The following is a 16,685-nucleotide window of genomic DNA, read 5'->3' on the forward strand; positions in this document are numbered from 1 at the left end:
GCTTTCGCTCCCCGGGGTAGGTTGTTCTCCACAGAAATTGTGGATATCTCCCGCCCCCTGTGGATATCGTTCCCGGTCAGGTTGCCCGCATCTCCGCCCGGCCGCGCGCATCCAGTTCGAGCGCCACCGCGCGGCCATCCACGTGCAGCCGCACGCGCTGGCCCGCTTTGCCCTGTATGGACAGGCGCCGCATGCGGCCGCCGGCCCAGTCGAGGTCCAGCTCCAGGCCGCCGCGCGCCCGCACGCCGTACAGCGATCCTTCCGGCCAGGCGGTGGGCAGCGCCGGCAGGATGCGGACTTCGCCGCCCCAGGACTGCACCAGCATCTCCAGGATGCCGGCCGCGCCGCCGAAGTTGCCGTCGATCTGGAAGGGCGGGTGGGCGTCGAACATGTTCGGGTAGGTGCGCACGGGGCCCAGCAGGCCGCGCAGGATGCCGTGGGCGCGTTCGCCGTCGCCCATGCGCGCCCACAGCGCCAGGCGCCACGCAGTGGCCCAGCCGGTCGACATGTCGCCGCGGTTGTCCAGCACCTTCTTTGCCGCCGCCACCAGGTCCGGCGTGTCGCGCACGTTGATCTGCTCGCTCGGGTAGACGGCGTACAGGTGCGATACGTGGCGGTGGTGCTGTTCCGGCGCCTGCGCGTCCCAGTCTTCCAGCCATTCCTGTAGCTGGCCCTGGGCGCCGATGCGGTCCGGCGCCAGGCGCGCACGCATGTCCTTCAGCGTCTGCGCAAAGGCGACGTCCGGATCGTGCAACTGCGCGTGCGCGGCGATCGTCCAGGCGAACAGGTCGCGCACGATCTGGCGGTCCATCGCCGGGCCGGCGCAGACCGCCACTCCCGGGTGGTGCTCGTTCTCCGGCGAGATCGACGGCGAGGTGACGAGCCCGCGGCCGTCCTTGTCCTCGACCAGCGTATCGACGAAGAACAGGGAAGCGCCTTTCAGCAGCGGGTAGATGCGGTGCAGGTAGGCCTGGTCCGGCTCGTACTCGTAGTGGTGCCACAGCGTCTGGCACAGCCAGGCGCCGCCGCAGGGCCACATGCCCCAGTTCGGACCGTCGATGGGGAAGGCGGCGCGCCACAGGTCCGTGTTGTGGTGCGCGACCCAGCCGCGCGCGCCCCAGCCCTGGCGTGCGGCGACGGCGCCGCTGGCGGCCAGTTCCTCGACCATGCGCAGCAGCGGTTCCGTGCACTCGGGCAGGTTGGCCGCTTCGGCCGGCCAGTAGTTCATCTCCGTATTGATGTTGATAGTGTACTTGCCGCCCCAGGGCGGGTTCGTGCCTTCGTTCCAGATGCCCTGCAGGTTGGCGGGCTGGCTGCCGGGACGCGAGGACGACAGCAGCAGGTAGCGCCCGTACTGCAGGTACAGGGCGGCCAGCGACGGGTCCAGCGTCTGTGCGGCGGCGCGGATGCGGGCGTCGGTCGGCTGCATCGGCTGAAGCGCGCCGTCGTCCGTCCCGATACGCAGCGACAGGCGCCGGAACGGTTCCTGGTGCGCCTGCACGTGGTCCGCGCGCAGCGCCGCGTAGGGCTTGCGCGCCGCCGCATCGGTATGGCCGCGCACGATGCGCACCGGATCGCCCCCGATGTCGCCGTGGCGCACGTAGCTGGTGGCGGCGCCCACCAGCAGCGTGATCTCGCGCGCGCCGCGCACGCGCAGGCGGCCTCCCTCCACCGTGACCTTGCCGTCGCCCAGCGCCAGCACGCGCACGGCGTAGCGCAGCGCGCCCTTCACGCCGGCGTTGTCGGCGTTGCGGCCTTGGACCAGCAGGGCGCGCGGACCGTCGGCCGCGACGGACAGGCTGTCCGGCACGTCCTCGATTTGCAGGGGCTCGCGGAAGTCCCAGGCGACGCCGGTCTGCAGCACCGGATCGCCGTCCTTGCTCGACCGGGTATTGCCGTACCTGACCTTGTATTGCGGATGGCGGTAGCCCACGTCGATGTCGAGGCGGTCCGGCCCCGTCGCGCGCAGGTGCAGCACCACGACCTGGTCGGGCAGGCTGGCGAAGCTCTCGCGCAGGTGGCGCGTGCGTCCGCTGGTGAAGGAGGTCGAGGCGATCGCCGTGTCGAGGTCGAGCGCGCGGCGGTACCTTGCCGCGCCGGAGAGTCCCAGCACGTCGACCAGCAGGTCGCCGGCCGCGCCGTACGGCATCTGCGTCGCCGGCTTGGCGATCATGGCGTCGCTCACCAGGTCGCGCGCTTCGGCGTAGCGGCCGGCGTCGATCAGCGCGCGCACGCGCGGCAGCGCGTCGCGCGAACCCGGGTTGGAAAAGTCGTAGGGACCGCCCGCGTACAGCGTGTCCTCGTTCAGTTGCAGGCGCTCCTGGGCCGGGCGGCCGAACACCATCGCGCCCAGGCGGCCGTTGCCGAGGGGGAGGGCCTCGACCCACTGCGCGGCCGGCTGCGCGTACCACAGGGCCAGGCGTTCGCGCTCGCCGCCGCCGTCCGCGACCGTCGTGGCGACGGCCGTGGCACGGGCCAGGCCCGGCCAGATCATGGCCAGGCCGGTGGCGGCCAGCACGTGGCGCCGGGTCGAATCGATGCCGCTCTTTGTCATGCGTGTCTCCGTATGTTTTATCGGTGGCGCATCGTAACATGCACATCTCTGTAATTGTCATGCGCTAACATGGGCGTCGATCCGGTATCATGCAAGCGTCGAACCGAATTTGTACGGTACGATCGCACGCACAGCCAACCGACATCCTCCTGCACGCCACCTATGCGCCGCTGGTTCATCATCTTCCTGCTCGTGGTCTATCCGTTCCAGCTCGCGCTGGCGACAGCGGACCGCTGCTGCGTGGTGACGGCGGCCGGCGTGAGCCACCATGCGCAGGCGGGCGAGGCCAACGCCACCGACGTGGCGGTGGTCACTGCCGGCGACGAGGGCGCCGGCGCGGCCGATCCCCATTGCGCCGCCTGTTCGTTCAGCCACACGGCCGCGGCCCCGCCGGGCGCGACGCCCGCGCCATTCCCCCATGCGCACGCGGCGACTTTCGCCGCGCTGCTGCCCACCTACGCTTCCTTCCCCGCGGGACGTCCCGAACGTCCCCAATGGTCCAACGCTGCCGCCTAGCGTGCAGCGCCTTGCCTGACGGACCGGCAGCGGTCCGCATGCCCCTGCACGCCTGATCCATCCAACCATCGGGAGCAACCATGCACATCCACTCCAGGCGCCTTCGCGTCCTGGCGGCGGCGCTCGTGGCCTGGTGCGGGGGCGCAGTCGCGCAACCGCACGGGCCCGCGCCGTCCGCCATGGCCGCGGTGCCTACACTGACACCTGCACCCCAACCCGCGGCGGCGCTCGACCTGCAGGCCGCCATTGCGCTGGCCCTCGAACGCCATCCGCTGCTGCGCGCGGCTGGCCATGACGTGGCGGCCGGAGAAGCGGACGTCGACCAGGCGGGCCGCCTGCCCAATCCGGAACTGGCCTGGCTGCGCGAAGGCGAGCAGGCCGGCAGCCGCACCACCACCGTCCAGATCAACCAGCCCATCGAATTCGGCGGCAAGCGCGGGGCGCGCGTCAAGCTGGCCGAGGGCGAACTCGCGCTGGCACGAACCGAGCTGGCGCTGCGCCGGCAGGCGATCCGCGCCGACGTCATCGACGCCTATTGCGCCGTGCTCGCGGCCCGCGAGCGCCAGCACATCGCCGATGCCACGACCGCGCTGGCAGCGCGCAGCACAGGCGTGGCCAGCGGCCGGGTCGCCGCCGGCAAGGTGTCGCCCATCGAGGCGGCCAAGGCGCGACTGGCTCAGGCCGAAGCGAAGGCCGAGGGCGAACGCGCGCTTGCCGAACTCGCGGTCGCACGCACGCAACTGGCGCAGCTCGTCGGCGATGCCGCCGCCGGACAGCCGCTCGCGCCCATCGACGCCGATGCCTTGCCCGAGGCCGAGCCGCTGGACGCGCTGCTGCGGCGCGGCCTGGATGCCGCCGCCGACGTGCGCCGCGCCCAGGGCCGGCTGGCCGTGCAGCGCGCGCAAGCGGACGTCGAACGGGCGGCGCGCATTCCCGACCTGACGCTCTCCGTCGGCAGCCAGCGCGACGACCAGGCCGGCCGGCACCAGGCCGTCGTCGGCATCGCCGTGCCGCTGCCGCTGTTCGACCGCAACGGCGGCAGGCTCGCGGCCGCGCGTGAACGCGGCGCGCGCGCCGAGGCCGAACTGGAAGCGGCGCGCGACGCGGCCCGCGCGGAACTGGGCACGGCGCACGCGCGCTACCGCCAGGCGCGCGCCGAAGCGCAGCTGCTGGAACGCGACGTCGTGCCCGAGGCGCGCTCCGTCTACGAACTCACGCTCAAGGGTTTTGAATACGGCAAGTTCGGCTTCCTCGACGTGCTCGACGCCCAGCGCACCTGGTTCCAGGTGCGCTCGCGCAGCTGGCAGGCGCTGCGCGACGCCTGGCGCGCTCGCGCTGAGCTGGAACGCCTGGCCGGCCCGGCCCAACCATTATCGAAAGCACCATGATGAACAAGAAGCAGAAAACCGCGATCGCGCTGATGTGCGCGGTCGCCGCCTTGCTGGCCGCCCTGATGCTGTGGCGCCGGCCGGACGGTCCACCGCGCCCGCAAGCGCCATCGCAGGACAGCGAAGGCCACGAACAGCACAAGGACGCCCACGGCCACGACGACCGCCACGCCGCCGCCGGCGTGGCCCCGGCGGCGGAAGAAGACGGCGCGATCGCCATGACGGCCGCCCAGGTCGCGGCCAACGGCATCGCCGTCGACAGTGCGCGCGCCGCCAGCATCGGCGAGCGCCTGCACTTGCCGGCCCAGGTCGTGGCGGATGCCGACCGCAGCGTCGCCGTCGCCGCTCCCGCCATGGGGATGGTGCAGTCGGTGCTGGTGTCGCCCGGCGCGGCGGTCAGGCGCGGCGACGGGCTCGTCGTCCTGAGCAGTCCCGAGGTCGCGCAATGGCGCGCGGATCTCGCCGCGGCCGGCCAGCGCCTGCAGCTGGCGCGCACGGTGCGCGAGCGCGAGCGTCGGCTGTGGGAAGAGGGCATCTCGGCGCGCCAGGACTTCGACGCGGCCGACAGCGCGCTGAAGGAGGCGCAGATCGCGCAGCAGGCGGCGCGCCAGCGCCTGGCCGCGCTGAACATCGACGGCGGCGCGCCGTCCAGCGCCGTGACGGTGCGTGCGCCGCTGGCCGGCATCGTCGTCGAGCGGCCCGCCGTGGCGGGCATGGCGGCGGATCCGGGCAAGCCGCTGCTGACCATCGCGGACCTCGGCCGCGTCTGGATCGAGGCCGCCGTGCCGGCCGACAGCCTGGGCCAGGTGAGCGTGGGCATGCCGGCCAGCGTCAGTGCCACGGCGCTGGCGCAGGAGCTCAAGGGCACCGTGTCCTTCGTGGGGCCCGTGCTGGGCGCGGCCACGCGCACGGCCGTCGCCAGGATCGTGCTGCCGAATCCCGGCCTGCGCCTGCGTCCCGGCATGCTGGCGGACGTCGACCTGATGGGCCGGCAGGGCGAGGCGGCGGTCACCGTCGCCAACGACGCCCTCCAGACCATCCACGAACGCACGGTGGTGTTCGTGCGCACGCCGGCCGGCTTCGCGGCGCGTACGGTGACGACGGGCCGTTCGGACGGCCGGCGCACCGAGATCGTCGCGGGCCTGGCGGCCGGCACGCCGCATGCGGTGGCCGGCAGCTTCCTGCTCAAGGCGGAGCTGGGCAAGGGAGAGGCCGACCATGACCATTGACGCCACGGACCGATCGTTCTACGGGCGGCTGATCGCCTTTTCCATCGCGCGGCGCTGGCTGCTGATGTTCGCCGCCGCCTGCCTGGCCGCGCTGGGCGTGGCCAGCTACGGGCGCCTGCCCATCGACGCGGTGCCGGACATCACCAACGTGCAGGTGCAGATCAACAGCGCCGCCGCGGGCTACTCGCCGCTGGAGGTCGAGCAGCGCATCACCTTCCCCATCGAGACGGCGATGGCCGGGCTGCCGCGCCTGGAGCAGACCCGCTCGCTGTCGCGCTACGGCCTGTCGCAGGTGACGGTGGTGTTCGAGGACGGCACCGACCTGTACTTCGCGCGCCAGCTCGTGAACGAGCGCCTGCAGCAGGCCCGGAGCGCGCTGCCGGCCGGGATCGAGCCGGCGCTGGGACCGGCGGCGACGGGCCTCGGCGAGATCTTTTCCTGGACCGTCGAGGCGGCGCCGGATGCGCGCAAGCGCGACGGCACGCCGTACACGCCGTCCGACCTGCGCGAGATCCAGGACTGGATCGTCGCGCCGCAACTGCGCGGCGTGCCCGGCGTCACCGAGGTGAACACCATCGGCGGCTACCTGAAGGAATACCAGGTCGCCCCCGACATGGCACGCTTGTCGGCCCTGGGCCTGTCGCTGGAGATGCTGATGCGCGCGCTGGAGCGCAACAACGGCAACGCGGGCGCCGGCTACATCGAGCGCGGCGGCGAGCAGCTGGTCGTGCGCACGCCGGGGCAACTGCGCTCGCTGGACGACATCCGCGACATCGTCGTCGATGCCGGCGCCGGCGCGCCGATCCGCGTGCGCGACGTCGCCCAGGTCGAGATGGGCCGCGAGCTGCGCACCGGCGCCGCCACCGAGAACGGCCGAGAAGTCGTGCTGGGCGCCACCTTCATGCTGGTGGGCCAGAACAGCCGCACGGTGTCCGCCGCCGCGCGCGCCCGGCTGGAAGAGGTCAATCGCTCGCTGCCGCCGGGCGTGCGCGCGCTGCCCGTGTACGACCGCTCGGTCCTCGTCGACAAGGCGATCCGCACGGTGCGCAACAACCTCGTCGAAGGCGCGCTGCTGGTCGTCGCGATCCTGTTCCTCTTCCTGGGCAACCTGCGCGCCGCCCTGATCACGGCGGCCGTGATCCCGCTGACGATGCTGATGGTGTTCACGGGCATGCTGCAGGCGGGCGTCAGCGCCAACCTGATGAGCCTCGGCGCGCTCGACTTCGGCATCATCGTCGACGGCGCCGTCGTCATCGTCGAGAACTGCGTGCGCCGCCTGGCCCATGCGCAGGGCGCGGCGGGGCGGGCCTTGACGGCGCGCGAGCGCTTCGCCGAGGTGGCCGCGGCGGCCGCGGAGGCGCGCCGGCCGCTGCTGTTCGGCCAGCTCATCATCATGACGGTGTACCTGCCCGTGTTTGCACTGGGCGGCGTGGAGGGCAAGATGTTCCACCCGATGGCGCTGACGGTCGTGATCGCGCTGGCGGCGGCGATGCTGCTGTCCGTGACCTTCGTGCCGGCCGCTGTCGCCTTGTGCGTGACGGGGCCGGTGGCGGAGCGCGAGAACCGGCTGATGGCGCGCGCGCGCCGCTGGTATGCGCCGCTGCTCGATCGGGTGCTGCGCAACCGCCCGGTGGCGCTGGCCTTCGCCGTGCTGGCCGTGCTGCTGGGCGGCCTGCTGGCCACGCGCCTGGGCACCGAGTTCGCGCCCAACCTGGAAGAGGGCGACCTGGCGCTGCTGACGCTGCGCATCCCCGGCACCAGCCTGCAGCAGTCGGTGCAGATGCAGCAGCAGCTGGAACGCACGCTGCTGGCGCAGTTCCCGGAGATCGACCGCATGTTCGCGCGCATCGGCACGGCCGAGGTGGCGACCGACCCGATGCCGCCGAACGCCGCCGACAGCTTCATCATGCTGCGCCCGGAAAGCCAGTGGCCGCGGCCGCGCCGCACCCATGCCGAGCTGGTGGAGGCGATCCGGAAAGCGGCCGGCCGCATCCCCGGCAACGCCTACGAGTTCTCGCAGCCGATCCAGCTGCGCTTCAACGAGCTGATCTCGGGCGTGCGCAGCGACGTGGCCGTGAAGGTGTTCGGCGACGACCAGGACGCGATGATGCAGGTGGCGCGCCAGGTCGCGCAGCGCCTGGAACAGCTGGCCGGCGCGCAGGAGGTGCAGGTCGAGCAGACCGAGGGCCTGCCCACGCTGACCCTGCGGGTGGACCGCCTGAAGGCGGCCCGCTACGGCCTGAACGTGGCCGACGTGCAGGAGGCCTTCGGCACGCTGGTGGGCGGCCGCGACATCGGCCTCGTGTTCGAGGGCGACCGCCGCTTCGCCATCACCGTGCGCCTGCCGGAAGGCCAGCGCAACGACATCGAGGTGCTGGGCCGGCTGCCGATCGCGCTGCCGGAAAAGAACGGCCATGTGGACAGCATCCCGCTGTCGAGCATCGCCACGCTCGCCCTGGTGCCGGAAGCGAACCAGGTCAGCCGCGAGAACGGCAAGCGCCGCATCGTCGTCGGCGCCAACGTGGCCGGGCGCGACCTCGGTTCCTTCGTGGCGGACCTGCGTCGCGAGCTGGCGCAGGTGAAGCTGCCGCCCGGCACCTGGCTCGGGCTGGGCGGCCAGTTCGAGCAGCTGGAGGCGGCGGGCAAGCGCCTGGCGCTCGTCGTGCCGGCCGCGCTGGCGCTCGTGTTCGCGCTGCTGTACCTGATGTTCAACCGGCTTGCCGACGGCCTGCTGGTCTTTTCCGGCATTCCATTCGCCATGACGGGCGGCGTGGTGGCGCTGTGGCTGCGCGGCCTGCCGCTGTCGATGTCGGCAGCCGTCGGCTTCATCGCGCTGTCCGGCGTGGCCGTGCTGAACGGCCTCGTGATGCTGAGCTTCATCCGCGGCCTGCTGGATCAGGGCGTCGACGCGCGCCGGGCCGTGCGCGAAGGGGCCGAGGCGCGCCTGCGGCCCGTGCTGATGACGGCGCTGGTGGCATCGCTGGGCTTCCTGCCGATGGCGCTGGCGACGGGGACGGGGGCCGAGGTGCAGCGGCCGCTGGCGACCGTCGTCATCGGCGGCATCCTGTCGTCGACGGCGCTGACCCTGCTGATCCTGCCGGCGCTGGCCGACCTGGTCTACGGCCGCGCCAGGCGCTAGCGCCCCGCGCCCGTATCGATGAACGCGGCGACGGCGCCCATCACGCGGCCCCGTTCGTCGCGCAGCGGCACCGCGTTCATCGTGACGTGCAGCCGGTCGCCGTCGGCGAAGCGGGCGACGAGCTCGCGGCCCCAGGTCTCCTCGCCGCTGGCGGCGGCGCGCTGCAGCGGCAGGTGTTCGGGCGCGACGGCGTCCTCGCCGTCGTACACGTCGTAGGGGCGGATGCCGGGGCCCGTCATGGAGGGACTCTCGCCCGGCGCCAGGCGCAGCAGGCGCCGGCAGGTGGCATTCGCCGTCACGTGGCGGCATTCGCGGTCGTGGGCGATGAAGATGGCGACGGGCGCCGTGTCCATCACGCTTTCCAGTTCGGCGGCGCGGCGCCGTTCGCGTTGTTCGCTGTCGCGCAGGGCGGCGGTCAGGCGATGGCGTTCGGTGATGTCTTCCACGGAGGCCGATACGCCCAGCAGCTTCTGGCTGCGGTCGAACACGGGATGGACGCTCAGGCGCCAGGTGCGTTTGTCGCCCGGGTTCGCCTCGGTGGCGCCGTCGAACACCATGCCGACGACGGGCTGGCGGCTCTGCATCACCTGGTGGAACGCGGCTTCGGACGCATCGGCCACGCCGGGCACGAGGTCGCGCAGCGTCTTGCCGATATGGTCGCCGGGCGTGAGCCCGTTGATGTCGGCCAGCAGGCTGTTGATGCGCAGGAAGCGCCCGTCGGTGTCGAACACCGCCATGCCCAGCGGCGCCTGTTCGAACAGCGATTCCAGATGCAGCACGGTGCGCCGCAGCTCACGCGCTTCGCCGGCCAGGGCCGCGAGGTGCTGCTGTTGCCGGGCCAGTAGGATCGCGGCCAGCAAGCCCACAGGCATTAGCATCAACAGGATCTCCGTGCTCGTGCTGGTCAAAAGCGCCCCCACTCCGTCATTTTTTTATTTAACAATTATAAGCATCATGCAAGCATTGGATGCAATTTCTTGATGCTTGTTATTCAAATTTGTTGCAGAGAAAGCCAGCTTAGCAAAAGTAATTTCTACAAAGAATTCACTGTTGGCAAGGAATGTTAATTCTTGGTTATCGCTATCATCCCGTGCACGGTCATGTTAAAACCGTAATTTTACGTATAGGAAGCTATTGATTCCTGAATAATAATTGGCTTGGGCCGTCAAGAGATCGACGTCACGATCCGGCCCGCACGACCAACCATGGAGGATGCACCTTGTCGTTCCTGATCGTCCTTGCCGCGCTGGCATTCCTGATGTTCGCCGCCTACCGCGGCTACAGCGTCATCCTGTTCGCACCGGTCGCCGCGCTCGGTGCCGTGCTGCTCACCGAGCCTGGCGCCGTCGCACCCGTCTTTTCCGGCATCTTCATGGAAAAGATGGTCGGCTTCGTCAAGCTGTACTTCCCCGTGTTCATGCTGGGCGCCGTGTTCGGCAAGGTGATCGAGCTGTCCGGCTTTTCCGAATCCATCGTGAACGCGGCGATACGCTGGATCGGCCGCGCGCGCGCCAACGCCGTGATCGTGGCCGTGTGCGCACTGCTGACCTATGGCGGCGTGTCGCTGTTCGTCGTCGTGTTCGCCGTCTACCCGTTCGCGGCCGAGCTCTACCGCCAGAGCAACATCCCGAAGCGCCTGATGCCGGGCGCGATCGCGCTGGGGGCGTTCTCGTTCACGATGGATTCGCTGCCGGGCACGCCGCAAATCCAGAATATCATTCCCACGACGTTCTTCAAGACCACGTCGTGGGCCGCACCCGTGCTGGGTACGATCGGTTCGCTGTTCATCGTCGCGGTCGGCCTGGCCTACCTCGAATGGCGGCGCCGCGCGGCCATGGCCAAGGGGGAGGGCTACGGCACGTCGCTCGTCAACGAACCGGAGCGCACGCAGTCCGCGGGGGCGGATCCGTCCTTGCCGCATCCGGCGCTGGCGATCCTGCCGCTGCTGACGGTCGGCGTCGTCAACTTCGCCTTCACGCGCCTGATCCCGGCCTGGTACGGCGACGTCTACACGGTGGCGCCCGAGATCCTGCCGGGCGTGCACGCGCCGGTGACGGCCACCATCAAGACCGTCGTCGCCATCTGGGCCGTCGAGGTGGCGCTGCTGCTGGGGATCCTGCTGGTCGTCGCGACGGCCTTCCGCCGCGTCGCGGCGCGCTTCGCCGACGGTTCCAAGGCGGCCGTCGGCGGCGCGCTGCTGGCGGCCATGAACACGGCCTCCGAATACGGCTTCGGCGGCGTGATCGCGGCGCTGCCCGGCTTCATCGTCGTCGGCGACGCGTTGAAGAGCATTCCGGATCCGCTCGTGAACGCGGCGGTGTCCGTCAGTTCGCTGGCCGGCATCACGGGGTCGGCCTCGGGCGGCATGAGCATCGCGCTGGCGGCGATGTCCGACCTGTTCATCCAGGGCGCGCGGGCCGCGCACATTCCGCTCGAGGTACTGCACCGCGTGGTGGCGATGGCCAGCGGCGGCATGGACACGCTGCCGCACAACGGCGCCGTCATCACGCTGCTGGCGGTGACGGGGCTGACGCACCGCGAATCCTACCGCGAGATCTTCGCCGTCACCATCATCAAGACGCTGGCCGTGTTCTTCGTCATCGGCGTGTACTACGCCACCGGCCTGGTCTGAGACGCAGATCCGCCCGGGCGCGCCGGCCCGAACGGATCCTCAACGATCAACCATCAACCGCGCTTGCGCCGGCGTGCCGCCATCAGGCCCAGCATGCACAGCGCCGGCACCATCATGGCAGCCGTTCCCGGTTCCGGCACCTCGGCCGCGACCGTGCTGGCGGCCGTGATCGTGAAGCTGTCGCCGGCGCGCAGGCCCGTGGTGGCGAGCAGCCAGTCGCTGCCGGCCGCAGCGCCGAACGGATTCCCGAACTGGAACTCGGCCCATTCCGGCGTGGCGAACGCGATGTTCGCGGCCTGCGGGCCGAAGCTGACGGCGCCGATCGTGCCGAAGGCCGGCGTCACGCTGCCGCTGGCCGCGAACGTGATGCCCGTCAGCGAAAAGCTGAACTGCTCGAGCGCCGCGCCGCCGATGTTGCGCACGAGGGCGTTGAACGCGAGCGGGCCGGCCAGGTCGGCTTCTTCCAGCGTGAAGCGGAAGGTGGTGGGTGCGAAGGTGGCCAGGTCGAGGTCGAACGCGACGGTACCGGCGCCGCTGTAGTCGGCGCTGGGGTTGCTGCCGCTGGCGCCCTGCAGGACGACGGCCTGGGCGCCCTGGGCCAGCGCCAGGCCGGCGGCGAGGAAGAGGGAGGCGGGAAGTTTCGCGTGCATGGTGGTCTCCTGTCGATGGCGCGCGCTCACAGCGGGCCCTTGGCCCATGGGCCGGAAATGGCGAAGGTGATGCCCGGGGTCTGGATGTTCACGAACAGGTAGCGGCCCGTCGGGTCGAAGCAGGCGCCGGCGAACTCGTTGCCGCGGTGGTCGGCCGCGAGGCTGGCGTCCTTGCCGGCGGCGCCCAGCTGGGCGGCGCTCAGCACGACGTTGTTCTTGGCGAAGATGTAGGCGTTGCCGTCGCCCGTGATGCCCATCAGGCGCTGGCCGAAGCCGAACATGTCGGTGGTGGCGCTGGACGCGTCCTCGCAGATCAGGATCGCGTTGCGCGGGCTGATCGTGAGGTTGTCGCCCATATTGCCGACCGTCGTGTTGGGGCTCGAGTAGATGCAGGTCATCGTCTGCGCGGCCAGGTCCAGTTCCCAGATCGCGCCGCGCTGCACGCCGCCGCCGGAGGTGTCCATCACGAACATCTTCCCTTGCGCGTACCAGATGCCTTCGCCGCGGTTCATGCGCAGCGCGCCCTGCTGCCAGCCCTGCAGGAACGGGCCGGCCGCGCCCGAGATCATGGCGCCGGTGGGGCCGGCGGCATTGCCGCGGTTGGCGTCCGGGTCGGCGATGTCGACCCATTCGAGCTGGTAGGTGTCGCCGATCAGGCCGCCGGCCAGGTTGGCGTTGACGATGCCCTTGGCGCGTGCCATCTGCAGCACGCCGCCGCGCGCCAGCACGCCGTAGCCGCCCGTCTTGATGAGCGGGACGTAGCGGTAGAAGCCCGACTTGCCCGACTGGTCCTCGGTCATGTAGACGTTGCTGGTGGCCGGGTCGACGGCGGCCGCCTCGTGCGCGAAGCGGCCCATGCCGACGATCGGCTCGCCCGTCGTCTGCGTCGTCTCCGTCGATACCTCGAACACGTAGCCGTGCTTCTTGCCGGAGCCGGACAGCGCATCCGAACCGATTTCCTCGCAGCTCAGCCAGGTGCCCCAGGGCGTGACGCCGCCGGCGCAGTTGCCGTCGGTGCCGCCCAGGCTCGGCGTGACGCTGACCCAGTTCCCGTCGCGGAACAGCAGGTTCGTCGTGCCGCCGCCCAGCCGCGTCGACGCGCCGGCGCTGCTCGCGCCCGTGTCGTAGACGCCGAAGGCATTGATGAAGCGGTCCTGCGCCACGGCATGCGCCTCGTGGTTGCGCACCAGGACCAGCTCCGTGCTGCGGCCGACCTTGCGCGACAGGACCACGCCCATGCCGTCGTGGGCAGCGGGGCAGGCGTGGCCGTCGGTCATGGTGTCGCCGGTCCAGCCGAAGCTTTTATAGGTGAAGCCCGGCGGCAGCTGCAGCAGCGGCAGGCCGGTCGTCATGTCGTTGACGGGGGCGATCGGGCCGTAGGGGCTGTCGATCAGGTTGCTGGTCTTTCCTGCAGCCGAGCTGGCGGCAAGGACTTCCCGTGCCTGCAACGCGGCGAAGGCGCCGACGAAGGGCAGGGTGCCGGCGCCGGCCAGGCCCTTGAGCAGGTTGCGCCGCGACGGCGAGATGGCGTGGTTCGTCATGCTGAACTTCTCCCAAAGTCAGATGAAACGGTCATGGAGCCGGCGCGCGGCCGGCGTGGGACCGTGCTGCGGATGGCACGGTTCGATGCATTAAAACAAACGAACATGTCACGCGAATGACAGCAAAATGACAACATCGTGCATACGCGTGCGCCGCGTACGACGGCGGGGAGGAGAGGCTGGAAGCAGCGTCAGGCGGCCAGGCGCAGCAGCCAGTCGCGCAGGGGACGCGCCGCGTCTTCCCAGCGCGGATCGAGCATCAGCGCGTGGGCCAGGCGCGGCACCATCGTGGGGACGCCGCCGTAGTAGCCGGCCGTGCCCTGGACGGCGTCCGGGCGGATGAAGCGGTCGTCCAGGCCGCCCAGCACGAACATCGGCGGCACCTGCCAGGGCATGGGCGCGAATGGACGCCAGCCCTGCAGCTCGACGCCGACGTGGCGCGATTCGCCCTGCACGCGGCTGGCGAAGCGCGCATAGTCGGCGTCCGGCAGGTCATTGGAGAACAGGTGGGGCCGCAGGATGGCGGGGTCGAGCAGCTGGTCGCCCGGCATGCCCAGGCGCGCCAGCTGCTTGAACAAATCGGGCGAGTTGATCCACATCTGCCAGGCCGAGTAGGCCAGGCCCCAGGGCGGCACGGATGCCATCAGCGCGACCCCGGCCGCATGGCCGCCGCCGCGCAGCCAGTCCTGCACGACGGCACCGCCCAGCGAATGGCCGACGACGACGAGGGGCGCGTCGCTGCCCGCGGCGATGGCCGTCGCCGTGCGCCGCAGGTCGGCCGTGTAGTCGGCCAGGCGCCAGTCGTTCAGGCGCTCGCGTCCGGCGCTGCCGCCATGGCCGCGCAGGCTCAGCGCGTGCACCTCGAAGCCGGCATCGGCCAGGTAGGGCATGAAGTGTTCCTGCCACACCCAGGCCCCGACGCAGATGCCGTGCACCAGCAGCACGCGCGGGGCGTTGGCGAGGGGACGGGACGGGCGGCGGACGAGGGTTTCGAGGGGCAGCATGGTCGGCGGACAGGAACGATGGCGCTTCCGATATTAGCGCAGAGACGCAAATATCGCCGGACGCTTGGCCGTAGGGTGGACGGCTCCGCCGTCCACGCGTCCAGCAGGCGGGCGCGATTCCGCGGTGCCGGCCTTGGTTGAACGCGTGGACGGCAGGGGCGCGCGATTCCGCGGTGCCGGCACCGGTTGAACGCGTGGACGGCAAGCCGTCCACCCTACCGCTCACTCCAGTTTCAGTGCGCGCTCCACGTCCTCCCACGCCACCAGCTTGAAGTTCTGCGGTCCATCCGGCAGCCGCTTGTGCCCGTCCTGCACCACCAGCAAACCTTTCGCATACGGCCCGCCCAGGCGCGCCGACGTCACGTCCAGGCCATCCGTCTCCGATGCGCCGTCGATGCCGGCCTGCGCATCGATGCCGATGCGGAAGGCGCCGCGCACGCGGAACGGCGGCGCCGCGTCCAGCACGACATAGCTATTGTTGCCCTGGCTCGACACCACCAGCCAGTTGCCCTTGCTGCCGTGGTAGATGCCCATGCCCTCGACGTCGGCGTGCAGCACGTCGCCCACCGGCAGCACCATGCGCGGCACCGCCGGCCGCGATGCATCGGCATCCGCGACCCAGACGCCGCGGTCTTCCTCGCCCATGAACAGCAGGCCCGTCCTGTCGTCGGCCACGCAGCCCTCCGGCTGGCTCGCCAGGCGGAAGCTGCGTTTCAGCTCGGCCCCGAAGCGGTCGGCGGCGCGGGTGATGCGGTAGTGCAGGTAGCGGCCGTCCTTGTCGTTGACGAAGGCGTCCAGTCCGCCCTGGGGCGTGCGGTACAGGCAGGCGCCGTAGATGTCGTCGAGGGGCGTCGGGATGCGCGCCGCTTCCGCCACCTTGCCGGTCGCGTTGATCGCGAACAACACCATCGCGTTCTCGTCGCGCTGCGTCGCCATCGCGAGGTCGAAGCGCTCGGCGCCGAAGCGCAGGTCCTGGCGCACGTCGACGTTGTTCAGCCGGCCCGATTCCAGCAGCTGCAGCTGGCGGCCCTGCAGGTCGTACACGAGCAGGCCCTGCTTCTTGTTGGTGCCGAGGACGCGCGCGCCGCCCGGGTCGGATGGGTGCACCCAGATCGCCGGATCGTCGGCGGCGTCGCCGGCGCGCGCGACGGGTTCCGTCTGGGCGCGCGCCGTGACGATCGGCAGCGTCCTGGCGGGCGCCTCCTTCGTTGTCCATGCCAGGCCGGCGGGGCGCCAGCCGTCTTTCGCATGCGCCAGCAGCGGCGCGCCGGCAGCCAGGCCGTTTGCCTGGATGGCGAGCGGCGCCTGCGCCTGCCAGGCGCCGTTCACGTGGCGCCACGCGTGCAGCGTGCCTTTCGCATCGAGCGCGGCGACCCCGCCCGGCAGCACGGCGATGGCGCCGGCACCGCCGGCCAGCTTGCCGAACGGTGCGCGCAAGTCCACGGGACGGCGCGTACCGCCACTTTCCGGATCGGCATCGTAGGCCCACAGCCCGAGGCCGGCCTCGCCGACGTACAGCGTGGCGGTCGCATCGTCGACGCGGCAGTGCTTCACGCCCGGCGGCAGCGCCAGGTGGCGCACCAGGCGTGGCGTCGGTCCCAGCAGCCATTGCTGCGCCTGGCCATCCTTGGCGACGAGGAAGGCATGGTCGAGGCGCTGGGCGTCGCGGTACAGGCAGGCCGCCTCGATGCCGAAGCCCGTCTCCGGCAGCGCCGGCAGGGCCCGCAGCGTGCCGGTTGCGGCATCGGCGGTATCGGCGGTATCGGCGATAACGGGCAGCGCGCGTTCCGTATTGGCGTCGACGACGAGGACCAGCGCGCCGCCGGCGCCAGCGCGCACGTCGAACTGGCGCGGCCGCAGGGCCAGGGAGGCGCGTTCGGCGCCGTCGGGGCCGACCAGGCGCAGCGCGCGCTTGTCCAGCGCCAGCCAGGCGCCGCCCGGCAGCGCGGCGACGTCGCCGGCCGTGGCCAGTGCGGACGGGACCTGCTGGGCCAGGACGGGGAATGCCGCCGCCAGCAGGGAAACGAACATC

11 protein-coding genes are annotated in these 16,685 nt (G+C 71.1%); 5 read left to right on the forward strand and 6 right to left on the reverse strand.

Annotation, left to right across the window (positions count from 1 at the left end):
- Window positions 1-76 precede the first annotated feature (76 nt).
- The gene (locus QPK32_RS08110) at window positions 77-2,554 is read right to left on the reverse strand and encodes a glycoside hydrolase family 95 protein (RefSeq protein ID WP_290412286.1); all 2,478 of its coding nucleotides are present in this window, start codon (window positions 2,552-2,554) and stop codon (window positions 77-79) included.
- A 162-nt stretch (window positions 2,555-2,716) separates the two neighbouring features.
- Here QPK32_RS08110 and QPK32_RS08115 point away from each other — a divergent pair, with 162 nt between their 5' ends.
- From QPK32_RS08115 to QPK32_RS08130, 4 genes are all read left to right on the forward strand, one after another.
- Window positions 2,717-3,070 (forward strand): hypothetical protein, encoded by a 354-nt coding sequence (locus QPK32_RS08115; RefSeq protein ID WP_290412287.1) that lies wholly within the window; start codon window positions 2,717-2,719, stop codon window positions 3,068-3,070.
- Between the two features lie 80 nt (window positions 3,071-3,150).
- Window positions 3,151-4,458: a TolC family protein gene (locus QPK32_RS08120; protein ID WP_290412288.1), complete on the forward strand. Its 1,308-nt coding sequence runs from the start codon at window positions 3,151-3,153 to the stop codon at window positions 4,456-4,458.
- On the forward strand, window positions 4,455-5,687 hold the full coding sequence (locus QPK32_RS08125) for an efflux RND transporter periplasmic adaptor subunit (RefSeq protein ID WP_290412289.1): 1,233 nt from the start codon (window positions 4,455-4,457) through the stop codon (window positions 5,685-5,687). Before QPK32_RS08120 ends, QPK32_RS08125 begins: the two co-directional genes overlap by 4 nt.
- Window positions 5,677-8,826: an efflux RND transporter permease subunit gene (locus QPK32_RS08130; RefSeq protein WP_290412290.1), complete on the forward strand. Its 3,150-nt coding sequence runs from the start codon at window positions 5,677-5,679 to the stop codon at window positions 8,824-8,826. The genes QPK32_RS08125 and QPK32_RS08130 overlap by 11 nt, the downstream gene beginning before the upstream one ends.
- Here the strand turns inward: QPK32_RS08130 and QPK32_RS08135 are convergent.
- Window positions 8,823-9,704, reverse strand: a complete 882-nt coding sequence (locus tag QPK32_RS08135) for a PAS domain-containing protein (RefSeq protein ID WP_290412291.1) — start codon at window positions 9,702-9,704, stop codon at window positions 8,823-8,825. The genes QPK32_RS08130 and QPK32_RS08135 overlap by 4 nt on opposite strands.
- Window positions 9,705-10,045: 341 nt before the next feature.
- Between QPK32_RS08135 and QPK32_RS08140 the strand changes: the two genes are divergently transcribed.
- Entirely contained in the window at window positions 10,046-11,458 is a 1,413-nt protein-coding gene (locus tag QPK32_RS08140; protein WP_290412292.1) for a GntP family permease, read from the forward strand.
- A gap of 53 nt (window positions 11,459-11,511) precedes the next feature.
- Here the strand turns inward: QPK32_RS08140 and QPK32_RS08145 are convergent, their stop codons facing one another.
- The 4 genes from QPK32_RS08145 to QPK32_RS08160 form a co-directional block, all read right to left on the reverse strand.
- A complete protein-coding gene (locus QPK32_RS08145; RefSeq protein WP_290412293.1) occupies window positions 11,512-12,108 on the reverse strand; it encodes a PEP-CTERM sorting domain-containing protein in 597 nt (198 codons plus the stop codon).
- A 26-nt stretch (window positions 12,109-12,134) separates the two neighbouring features.
- Window positions 12,135-13,649 carry a PhoX family phosphatase gene (locus tag QPK32_RS08150; RefSeq protein ID WP_290412294.1) on the reverse strand — a complete coding sequence of 505 codons (1,515 nt, stop codon included), beginning with the start codon at window positions 13,647-13,649 and terminating at the stop codon, window positions 12,135-12,137.
- 191 nt (window positions 13,650-13,840) lie between these two features.
- Window positions 13,841-14,653 carry an alpha/beta hydrolase gene (locus tag QPK32_RS08155; protein WP_290412295.1) on the reverse strand — a complete coding sequence of 271 codons (813 nt, stop codon included), beginning with the start codon at window positions 14,651-14,653 and terminating at the stop codon, window positions 13,841-13,843.
- Window positions 14,654-14,875: 222 nt separating this feature from the next.
- Window positions 14,876-16,684 carry a phytase gene (locus tag QPK32_RS08160; RefSeq protein ID WP_290412296.1) on the reverse strand — a complete coding sequence of 603 codons (1,809 nt, stop codon included), beginning with the start codon at window positions 16,682-16,684 and terminating at the stop codon, window positions 14,876-14,878.
- Between the last annotated feature and the right edge of the window lies 1 nt (window position 16,685).

Origin of the sequence: Massilia sp. YIM B02763, assembly GCF_030412015.1 — a bacterium.
Classification (GTDB): Bacteria; Pseudomonadota; Gammaproteobacteria; order Burkholderiales; family Burkholderiaceae_D; genus Telluria.

Excerpts from the sequence above, each read along its gene's own strand:
- QPK32_RS08110 (WP_290412286.1), bottom strand. The coding sequence starts at position 2,554 with ATGACAAAGAGCGGCATCGATTCGACCCGGCGCCACGTGCTGGCCGCC.
- QPK32_RS08115 (WP_290412287.1), top strand. The coding sequence starts at position 2,717 with ATGCGCCGCTGGTTCATCATCTTCCTGCTCGTGGTCTATCCGTTCCAG.
- QPK32_RS08120 (WP_290412288.1), top strand. The coding sequence starts at position 3,151 with ATGCACATCCACTCCAGGCGCCTTCGCGTCCTGGCGGCGGCGCTCGTG.
- QPK32_RS08125 (WP_290412289.1), top strand. The coding sequence starts at position 4,455 with ATGATGAACAAGAAGCAGAAAACCGCGATCGCGCTGATGTGCGCGGTC.
- QPK32_RS08130 (WP_290412290.1), top strand. The coding sequence starts at position 5,677 with ATGACCATTGACGCCACGGACCGATCGTTCTACGGGCGGCTGATCGCC.
- QPK32_RS08135 (WP_290412291.1), bottom strand. The coding sequence starts at position 9,704 with ATGCTAATGCCTGTGGGCTTGCTGGCCGCGATCCTACTGGCCCGGCAA.
- QPK32_RS08145 (WP_290412293.1), bottom strand. The coding sequence starts at position 12,108 with ATGCACGCGAAACTTCCCGCCTCCCTCTTCCTCGCCGCCGGCCTGGCG.
- QPK32_RS08150 (WP_290412294.1), bottom strand. The coding sequence starts at position 13,649 with ATGACGAACCACGCCATCTCGCCGTCGCGGCGCAACCTGCTCAAGGGC.
- QPK32_RS08155 (WP_290412295.1), bottom strand. The coding sequence starts at position 14,653 with ATGCTGCCCCTCGAAACCCTCGTCCGCCGCCCGTCCCGTCCCCTCGCC.
- QPK32_RS08160 (WP_290412296.1), bottom strand. The coding sequence starts at position 16,684 with ATGTTCGTTTCCCTGCTGGCGGCGGCATTCCCCGTCCTGGCCCAGCAG.